The sequence below is a fragment of the Ectopseudomonas guguanensis genome (assembly GCF_900104265.1).
Lineage (GTDB): Bacteria > Pseudomonadota > Gammaproteobacteria > Pseudomonadales > Pseudomonadaceae > Aquipseudomonas > Aquipseudomonas guguanensis.
Genome location: NZ_FNJJ01000020.1, coordinates 50,380 through 58,996 on the forward strand (window position 1 = coordinate 50,380; position 8,617 = coordinate 58,996).

An 8,617-nucleotide genomic window follows, 5' to 3' on the forward strand; every position below is an offset into this window, starting at 1 on the left:
CCAACGCCCCCTTGCAGCTCCATTGCTGGCTCAGCGCCAGAAAGGCTTGGCCAGCTCCTGCTCGCGCTGGGCGCTGCTGATGCCGGCGTCGGCCAACTGCCGATCGTCGAGCAGGGCGAGCTGTTGGCGGGTGCGTCGGTTGCGTTGCCACTGGCGCAGCCGTGCGTAGAGGTTTAGCCAGCGCAGATCGCTGCCGTGTTCAGCTTGCGCGAGGTGTTGCTGAGTGCGTTCCATGGCGTTCTCCCGTCGACAGACAAGGGTGGCAGTGCATGGTCGCGCAGGCGCGCTCAGGGGAGCAGATACAAACGAGGAGAATTGTGCGGGGGCAGTGGCGGTTTTATCGCAACTGTATCGCTCGCTCGGGCGATGACTGTTGCAGATAAAACGAAAGCCCCACCGCAGCAGAGACGGTGGAGCTCTCAGAAGATCCCAACTTGGGATGGAGCAAAGCGGTGTATCAGCGCCAGAACGGCTTCTGCAGTTCGACGTAGCGCTGGTTTTCGGTGATACCGGCGTCGGCCAGCAGGCGGGCATCCAGTCGAGCCAGTTGACGACGGCTGACGATGCGGCGCTGCCACAGGCTGAGGGTGGCGATCACGCGGAGCGGCCAGGCCGATTTGTCGCTGGCGGCACTATGAGTCTGAAGCAGGGCGGAACTGAGGGTACGTTCCATGGTGGTCATCCTTCCGCTTGTGGCGGGTCTGGTGTTTGCTTTCGATGGGCAAATTATCCCGAGTGCAGGCGGGACCCAGTAGTCACAGCTGGATGAAATTGTTGTGCTATTAGATAGGTTGCTTTGTAACTGTTCGGTCAGGAATTGAGAAAACTGTACTGGCCATAAGTTGAAAAACTGGGTGCAACCGGTTTATACGAGATTTTTAACTGGGTGCAACCCAAAAATATCGGTTTTTCAAGCGGTACAGTTCTGAATTGATCTGTTGCGGTCGTTGACCTGAAAATCAATTTTTTAGCTGGTGCCGAAAATGAGAAACCCGGCACATGGCCGGGTTTCCTGTCTGACTGGTCAGGCCTTATTCCACGGCCTTGACCATGTCCTCGATGACCTTCTTGGCATCGCCGAAGACCATCATGGTCTTGTCCATGTAGAACAGTTCGTTGTCCAGGCCGGCATAGCCGCTGGCCATCGAGCGCTTGTTGACGATCACGGTCTTGGCCTTGTACGCCTCGAGGATCGGCATGCCGGCGATCGGCGACTTCGGATCGTTCTTCGCTGCCGGGTTGACCACGTCGTTGGCGCCGAGCACCAGCACCACGTCGGTCTGGCCGAACTCGGAGTTGATGTCCTCCATCTCGAACACCTGCTCATAGGGCACTTCGGCCTCGGCCAGCAGCACGTTCATATGGCCCGGCATACGGCCGGCTACCGGGTGGATCGCGTACTTCACGGTCACGCCGCGGTGGGTCAGCTTCTCCGCCAGTTCCATCAGCGCGTGCTGGGCGCGGGCCACGGCCAGGCCGTAACCGGGCACGATGACCACGGTGTCGGCGTTGGTCAGCAGGAAGGCGGCGTCGTCGCTGGAGCCCGACTTCACGCTGCGCTGCTCCTGACTGCCGCCAGCGGCAGCCGCGTCGGCATCGGCGCCGAAGCCGCCGAGGATGACGTTGAAAAACGAGCGGTTCATCGCCTTGCACATGATGTAGGAGAGGATCGCGCCCGAGGAGCCCACCAGGGAGCCTGCGACGATCAGCATCGAGTTGTTCAGCGAGAAACCGATACCGGCCGCGGCCCAGCCCGAGTAGCTGTTGAGCATCGACACCACCACCGGCATGTCGGCGCCGCCGATCGGGATGATGATCAGCACGCCGATGACGAAGGCCAGTGCCACCAGGATGGCGAAGGAGGTGATGTCGCCGGTGAAGGTGTACGCCAGGCCCAGGCCAAGAATGGCCAGGCCGACAGCCAGGTTGAGCAGGTGCTGGCCCTTGAAGACCACCGGCGCGCCCTGGAACAGGCGGAACTTGTACTTGCCCGACAGTTTGCCGAAGGCGATCACCGACCCGGAGAAGGTGATGGCGCCGATGGCTGCACCGAGGAACAGTTCCAGGCGGTTACCGGCCGGGATCGGGTCGGCCATGCTGGCAACGATGCCCAGCGACTGCGGCTCGGCCACCGCGGCGATGGCGATGCACACGGCTGCCAGGCCGATCATGCTGTGCATGAAGGCGACCAGCTCGGGCATCTTGGTCATTTCCACACGCCTGGCCATGACCGTGCCGATGCTGCCGCCGACCAGCAGGCCGACGATGACGAAGCCCAGGCCCTGCACGGCCAGCTCGCTGCCCAGCTTGTGAATCAGGCCGACCGTGGTGACGATGGCGATGGCCATGCCGATCATGCCGAACAGGTTGCCGCGCCGCGACGTGGTCGGGTGCGACAGGCCCTTGAGCGCCTGGATGAAACACACCGAGGCGACGAGGTAGAGAACAGTGATCAGGTTCATGCTCATCGATTACTTCTCCACCTGGGCCTTCGGGGCCTTCTTCTTGAACATTTCCAGCATGCGCCGGGTTACCAGGAAGCCGCCGAATACGTTGACCGCGGCCAGGGCCACGGCCAGGGTGCCCATGGTCTTGCCCAGCGGGGTGACGGTGAGAGCGGCGGCCAGCATGGCGCCGACGATCACGATCGCCGAGATGGCATTGGTCACGGCCATTAGCGGGGTGTGCAGGGCCGGGGTGACGTTCCATACCACGTGGTAGCCGACATAGATGGCCAGCACGAAGATGATCAGGTTGTAGATGCCGTCGGAAATCAGGTCCATGTCCCTACTCCTTAACCGTTCTTGCGCACGACTTCGCCGGCATTGCACATCAGGCAAGCCGCGACGATGTCGTCTTCGAGGTTGAGCTGGAACTGGCCTTCCTTGTCGATCACGAGCTTGAGGAAGTCCAGCAGGTTGCGTGCATACAGGGCGGAAGCGTCCGCCGGTACCAGTGCGGCCAGGTTGGTGTGGCCGACGAGGGTCACGCCGTGCTTGACCACCACCTGGTCGGCCTCGGTCAGCGGGCAGTTGCCGCCTTGCGCTGCGGCCAGGTCGATGACCACCGAGCCCGGCTTCATTTCGGCGACGGTGGCCTCATGCAGCAGCGTCGGTGCCTTGCGGCCCGGAATCAGCGCGGTGGTGATGACGATGTCGGCCTGCTTGGCGCGCTCATGCACGGCCTTGGCCTGGCGTTCCATCCAGGATTGCGGCATGGGACGGGCATAGCCGCCGACGCCTTGCGCGCACTCGCGCTCCTCATCGGTCTCGAACGGCACGTCGACGAACTTCGCGCCGAGCGACTCGATCTGCTCCTTGACCGCAGGACGCACATCGGAGGCCTCGATCACCGCACCCAGGCGCTTGGCGGTGGCGATGGCCTGCAGGCCGGCGACACCGGCGCCGAGGATCAGCACGCGCGCGGCCTTCACGGTACCGGCAGCGGTCATCAGCATCGGCATGAAGCGCGGGTAGTGGTTGGCAGCGAGCATCACCGCCTTGTAGCCGGCGATGTTGGCCTGCGAGCTCAGTACGTCCAGGCTCTGCGCGCGAGAGGTGCGCGGCGCGGCCTCCAGGGCGAAAGCAGTGATGCCGCGGGCATTCATGCGCGCGATGGTGTCGTTGCAGAACGGGTTGAGCATGCCCACCAGCACGGCGCCGGCTTTCATGTGTGCCAGTTCGGCCTCGGTTGGGGCGACCACCTTGAGCACCAGGTCTGCGCCAAACGCGGCAGAATCGTTGCCAATGGTCGCGCCAGCAGCCTGGTATGCGCTGTCCGGAATGCTGGCGCTGATGCCGGCGCCGGCCTGCACGGTCACCTGATGACCTTGGCCGACCAGCTTCTTGATGGTCTCCGGGGTTGCGGCAACCCGCGTCTCCCCGGCATGGGTTTCGAGAGGAACACCGATGTGCACGTCTAATCTCCTGCGTGATCTTTTTTGTGAACCGGTGCACTGCGCTGGCACGCCGGCGATTGGGGATCAGCACAAAACCTGCCCGAACTCGACGGGCGCGGCGATTGTGCAATCGATCGCGGACCCTTACAAGAAGTTATGGAGTAAAAAAAATGGATTACTACAAGTAATGGGTCTATGAGGGATTTTTATACTGGGCGCAGGCCCCGCCATATCTGGGGGAGAGCAGAGCCAGCGGGCGTTGCAGGCCCAATGGAGCATTCATGCAGCGAATAGCCGTTGGTCGCTTTTACTGCCTTGTGAAAAGTAGCGAACGGGGCGTTCGAAATAGTTGAATGCCCCGAAAGTACTGGTGTGACGCGGATTGATGCACAGGAGGCGTTGTAGTGTGACCGCCGCTTCGCTACCCGTTTCGTTTCTGCTCTCAGCAGGCGCGCCCTGTGCAGTGGCGATGCGCATGCCGGGGGGCTTCATCCTTCGCGGTAGGCCGCGGCCTGCGCCAGTAGCCAGTCGCGGAAGGCCTTGAGCGCCGAGGACTCGGCCTTGCGCTCCGGCACCATCAGGTAATAGGCGCGGTCGTTGTTGGGCACGGCGCGGTCGAGGGCGATGACCAGGCTGCCTTCCGCCAGTTCGCGCTGAATCAGGAAGGGCGGGATCAATGCGACGCCCATCTCATGCCGTGCTGCCTGGGCCAGCATGGAGAACAGCTCCAGGCGCGGGCCGGTCATGTCGCGCGGCACGCTCATGCCCTGGGCGGCGAACCACTGACGCCAGGCATAGGGGCGAGTGGTCTGCTGCAGCAGCGGTAGCGCAGCGATGCGTTCGGCTGTGGCGGGCTTATCGCCCAGCAGCGCCGGGCTGCAGACCGGCAGCAGATGCTCGTGCATCAGAAAGTGCGCCTCGGTACCGGACCATTCGGCATCGCCGTAATAGATCGCAGCATCGAAGTGGGTATCGGCGAACAGGAACGGGCGGGTGCGGTTGGTCAGGTGTACCGTCACTTCCGGGTGCAGTTGCTGGAAGGCGCGCAGGCGCGGCACCAGCCATTGCGTACCGAAGGTCGGCACCACCGCCAGTTCGATACTGGTCGTGCCCTGATTACCCATCAGCGCCAGGGTATCGCGCTCCACTGCATCGAGTTGCGCCGCCACCTTGCGGCTATAGGCGACACCGGCCTCGGTCAGCACCACCCCGCGCCGTGAGCGGCGGAACAGTTCGACGTTGAGAAAGCTTTCCAGCCCGCCGATCTGCCTGCAGATCGCGCTCTGCGTCAGGTTGAGCTCGTCGGCCGCCTTGGTGAAGCTCTGGTGGCGGGCAGCCGACTCGAAGGCGATCAGGGCGGCGGTGCTGGGAATCTTGCGGCGCATTTATGCGTAAGCCTCACTCATGGGCGACAGATACGGCCATTTAGGCTATCTCGAAGTGAGTGAAAAGCACAGGACTGTGCGAAATCTGCGTTTGTCCCTTGCGCTAAGCCGGCCTAGGATCAGTGTCATTCAGGGTCGGCAGTGTCGACCGCTCACTTCACCGCTTCGAGGTTTCTCGCGATGGCCAAGGCAAGCTTCAACTGGATCGACCCGCTGCTGCTGGATCAGCAACTGACTGAAGAAGAGCGCATGGTGCGTGACAGTGCCCAGCAATTCGCCAATGACAAGTTGGCACCGCGCGTGCTGGAGGCATTCCGTCATGAGCGCACCGATCCTGCGATCTTCCGCGAGATGGGCGAAACCGGTCTGCTCGGCGCGACCATTCCCGAGGCCTACGGTGGCAGCGGCCTGAACTACGTGTGCTACGGCCTGATCGCTCGTGAAGTGGAGCGTATCGACTCCGGCTATCGCTCGATGATGAGCGTGCAGTCCTCGCTGGTGATGGTGCCGATCAATGAGTTCGGCAATGAAGCGACCAAGCAGAGGTACCTGCCCAAGCTGGCCAGCGGCGAATATATCGGCTGCTTCGGTCTGACCGAGCCGAACCATGGCTCCGATCCGGGCTCCATGGTCACCCGCGCCAAGAAGGTCGAGGGCGGCTACCGCCTGACCGGCAGCAAGATGTGGATCACCAATAGCCCGATCGCCGACGTATTCGTGGTCTGGGCCAAGGACGACGCCGGCGAGATTCGCGGCTTCGTGCTGGAGAAGGGTTGGCAAGGTCTGTCCGCACCGGCGATTCATGGCAAGGTTGGGCTGCGCGCCTCGATCACCGGCGAGATCGTCATGGACAGCGTGTTCTGCCCCGAAGAGAACGCCTTCCCGGACGTGCGAGGCCTGCGCGGCCCGTTCACCTGCCTGAACTCGGCCCGTTACGGCATCAGCTGGGGCGCGCTGGGCGCCGCCGAGTTTTGCTGGCACACCGCGCGCCAGTACGTGCTGGATCGCCACCAGTTCGGCCGGCCGCTGGCGGCCAATCAGCTGATCCAGAAGAAGCTGGCCGACATGCAGACCGAAATCACCCTGGCCCTGCAAGGCTGCCTGCGCCTCGGTCGGATGAAGGACGAAGGCGCCGCGGCCGTGGAAATCACCTCGATCATGAAGCGCAACAGCTGCGGCAAGGCCCTGGATATCGCTCGCATGGCGCGCGACATGCTGGGCGGCAACGGCATCAGCGACGAGTTCGGTATCGCCCGCCATCTGGTCAACCTTGAGGTGGTCAACACCTACGAAGGCACCCATGACGTGCATGCGCTGATCCTCGGCCGTGCGCAGACCGGTATCCAGGCGTTCTTCTAATAGTAGGGTGCGCTGTGCGCACCACCGAGTGGTTCATGGTGCGCGCGGCGCACCCTACGGAGTTCCCATGACCGGTGCCCTGTCCCATATCCGTGTCCTCGACCTGTCTCGTGTGCTCGCCGGCCCCTGGTGCGGGCAGATCCTGGGTGATCTGGGTGCCGAGGTGATCAAGGTCGAGCGACCGGGAAGCGGGGACGACACTCGACACTGGGGGCCTCCCTATATAAAGGACGCTGAAGGCAATGATTCGCGTGAGGCGGCTTACTTCCAGAGTGCCAATCGCAACAAGCAATCCCTGACCCTGGACTTCACCCAGCCTGAAGGGCAGCGTCTGGTTCGTGAGCTGGTCGCGCAGTGCGATGTCTTGCTGGAGAACTTCAAGGTCGGCGGGTTGGCGGCCTACGGCCTCGACTATGAATCGCTCAAGGCAATTAATCCGCGCCTGATCTACTGCTCCATCACCGGTTTCGGCCAGACCGGCCCCTACGCCAAGCGTGCCGGTTACGACTTCATGATCCAGGGGCTCGGCGGTCTGATGAGTCTGACCGGGCGCCCGGAAGGTGAAGAGGGGGCGGGACCGATGAAGGTCGGCGTGGCGCTGACCGATATCCTTACCGGGCTCTATGCCACCGTGGGCGTGCTGGCCGCGTTGAATCAGCGTGAGCAGTCCAATATCGGCCAGCATATAGATGTGGCATTGCTCGACGTGCAGGTCGCCTGTCTGGCCAACCAGGCCATGAACTACCTGGCAACGGGTGTATCGCCCAGGCGTCTGGGTAATGCCCACCCCAATATCGTGCCGTACCAGGACTTCCCCAGCGCTGACGGCAACTTCATCCTGGCCGTGGGTAATGACGGTCAGTTCCGCAAGTTCTGCGAGGTCGCCGGCCTTCCGGCTTTGGCCGACGATCCGCGTTTTTCCACCAATAAGGCGCGGGTCGCGCATCGTGCCGAGCTGATTCCACTGCTGCGCCAGGCCACTGTCTTCAAGACCACGGCGCAGTGGATCGAGCTGCTGGAGAAGGCCGGCGTGCCCTGTGGGCCGATCAACGACCTGCAGCAGGTGTTCGCCGATCCGCAGGTGCAGGCGCGTGGGCTGCGTCTCGACCTGCCCAACGCCATGGGCAGCACTACGCCGCAAGTCGCCAGTCCGCTGCGCCTATCTGCTACGCCAGTGGCTTATCGCTCGGCTCCGCCGTTGTTGGGGCAGCACACCGAGGCCCTGTTGCAACGGCTGCTAGGTATGAGCGAAACACAGGTCGCTGAGTTGCGTGAGGCGGGTGTGATCTGAGCTTGTTGCCCTATATAGAAGAGGGAAAAAGGGGCGCTGATCCGTTTTGCGCAATTTTTTGCATATCAGGGGTTTACAGCACGCTGTGCTCATGTAGAATGCGCGCCTCGCTGAGACGAACCCAGGTTTGACGAAGCGCTAAGTTGTTGAGATAGAAAGAAAATTTCTTCAAAAACAACTTGACGGAGTAACGAGGTGCTGTAGAATGCGCGCCTCACCGAAGCGGAAGAGATGAAGCTGAGGTTGCTGCAAGTTGTTGAGTAGAAAGAAAAAATTCTTCGAAAAACAGCTTGACAGAAAGAAAGGCTGCTGTAGAATGCGCGGCCTCGGTTGAGATGAAAGCTTAACCAACTGTTCTTTAACAACTGAATCAAGCAATTCGTGTGGGTGCTTGTGAGGTAAGACTGATAGTCGACAGATTATCAGCATCACAAAGCAACACTCGTGAATTCGAGAGTTACTCTTTTAAGTAAGAGATTTGCGATTGCTGAGCCAAGTTTAGGGTTTTCTCAAAACCCAAGCAGTATTGAACTGAAGAGTTTGATCATGGCTCAGATTGAACGCTGGCGGCAGGCCTAACACATGCAAGTCGAGCGGATGAGGGGAGCTTGCTCCCTGATTTAGCGGCGGACGGGTGAGTAATGCCTAGGAATCTGCCTGGTAGTGGGGGATAACGTTCCGAAA

General features: G+C 61.6%; 8 protein-coding genes and 1 rRNA gene. 3 read left to right on the forward strand and 6 right to left on the reverse strand.

Annotated features, from left to right (window positions below; translation table 11 throughout):
• Positions 1-30: 30 nt before the first annotated feature.
• The 6 genes from BLS61_RS22710 to BLS61_RS22735 form a co-directional block, all read right to left on the reverse strand.
• Complete coding sequence (locus BLS61_RS22710) at positions 31-234, reverse strand: DUF1127 domain-containing protein (RefSeq protein WP_090435137.1); 204 nt, start codon at positions 232-234, stop codon at positions 31-33.
• Positions 235-457: 223 nt separating this feature from the next.
• Positions 458-673 carry a DUF1127 domain-containing protein gene (locus BLS61_RS22715; RefSeq protein ID WP_090435140.1) on the reverse strand — a complete coding sequence of 72 codons (216 nt, stop codon included), beginning with the start codon at positions 671-673 and terminating at the stop codon, positions 458-460.
• A 358-nt stretch (positions 674-1,031) separates the two neighbouring features.
• Complete coding sequence (locus BLS61_RS22720; protein ID WP_090435143.1) at positions 1,032-2,468, reverse strand: NAD(P)(+) transhydrogenase (Re/Si-specific) subunit beta; 1,437 nt, start codon at positions 2,466-2,468, stop codon at positions 1,032-1,034.
• 3 nt (positions 2,469-2,471) lie between these two features.
• A complete protein-coding gene (locus tag BLS61_RS22725) occupies positions 2,472-2,783 on the reverse strand; it encodes an NAD(P) transhydrogenase subunit alpha part 2 (protein WP_090435146.1) in 312 nt (103 codons plus the stop codon).
• Between the two features lie 11 nt (positions 2,784-2,794).
• Positions 2,795-3,916 (reverse strand): Re/Si-specific NAD(P)(+) transhydrogenase subunit alpha, encoded by a 1,122-nt coding sequence (locus tag BLS61_RS22730; RefSeq protein ID WP_090435148.1) that lies wholly within the window; start codon positions 3,914-3,916, stop codon positions 2,795-2,797.
• 470 nt (positions 3,917-4,386) lie between these two features.
• A complete protein-coding gene (locus tag BLS61_RS22735; RefSeq protein WP_090435150.1) occupies positions 4,387-5,283 on the reverse strand; it encodes a LysR family transcriptional regulator in 897 nt (298 codons plus the stop codon).
• A 180-nt stretch (positions 5,284-5,463) separates the two neighbouring features.
• Between BLS61_RS22735 and BLS61_RS22740 the strand changes: the two genes are divergently transcribed.
• The 3 genes from BLS61_RS22740 to BLS61_RS22750 all read left to right on the forward strand — a co-directional run.
• Entirely contained in the window at positions 5,464-6,642 is a 1,179-nt protein-coding gene (locus tag BLS61_RS22740; protein ID WP_090435153.1) for an acyl-CoA dehydrogenase, read from the forward strand.
• Between the two features lie 67 nt (positions 6,643-6,709).
• Positions 6,710-7,933, forward strand: a complete 1,224-nt coding sequence (locus tag BLS61_RS22745) for a CaiB/BaiF CoA transferase family protein (RefSeq protein ID WP_090435156.1) — start codon at positions 6,710-6,712, stop codon at positions 7,931-7,933.
• Positions 7,934-8,461: 528 nt separating this feature from the next.
• Positions 8,462-8,617 (forward strand): 16S ribosomal RNA (locus BLS61_RS22750); the annotation flags it as partial.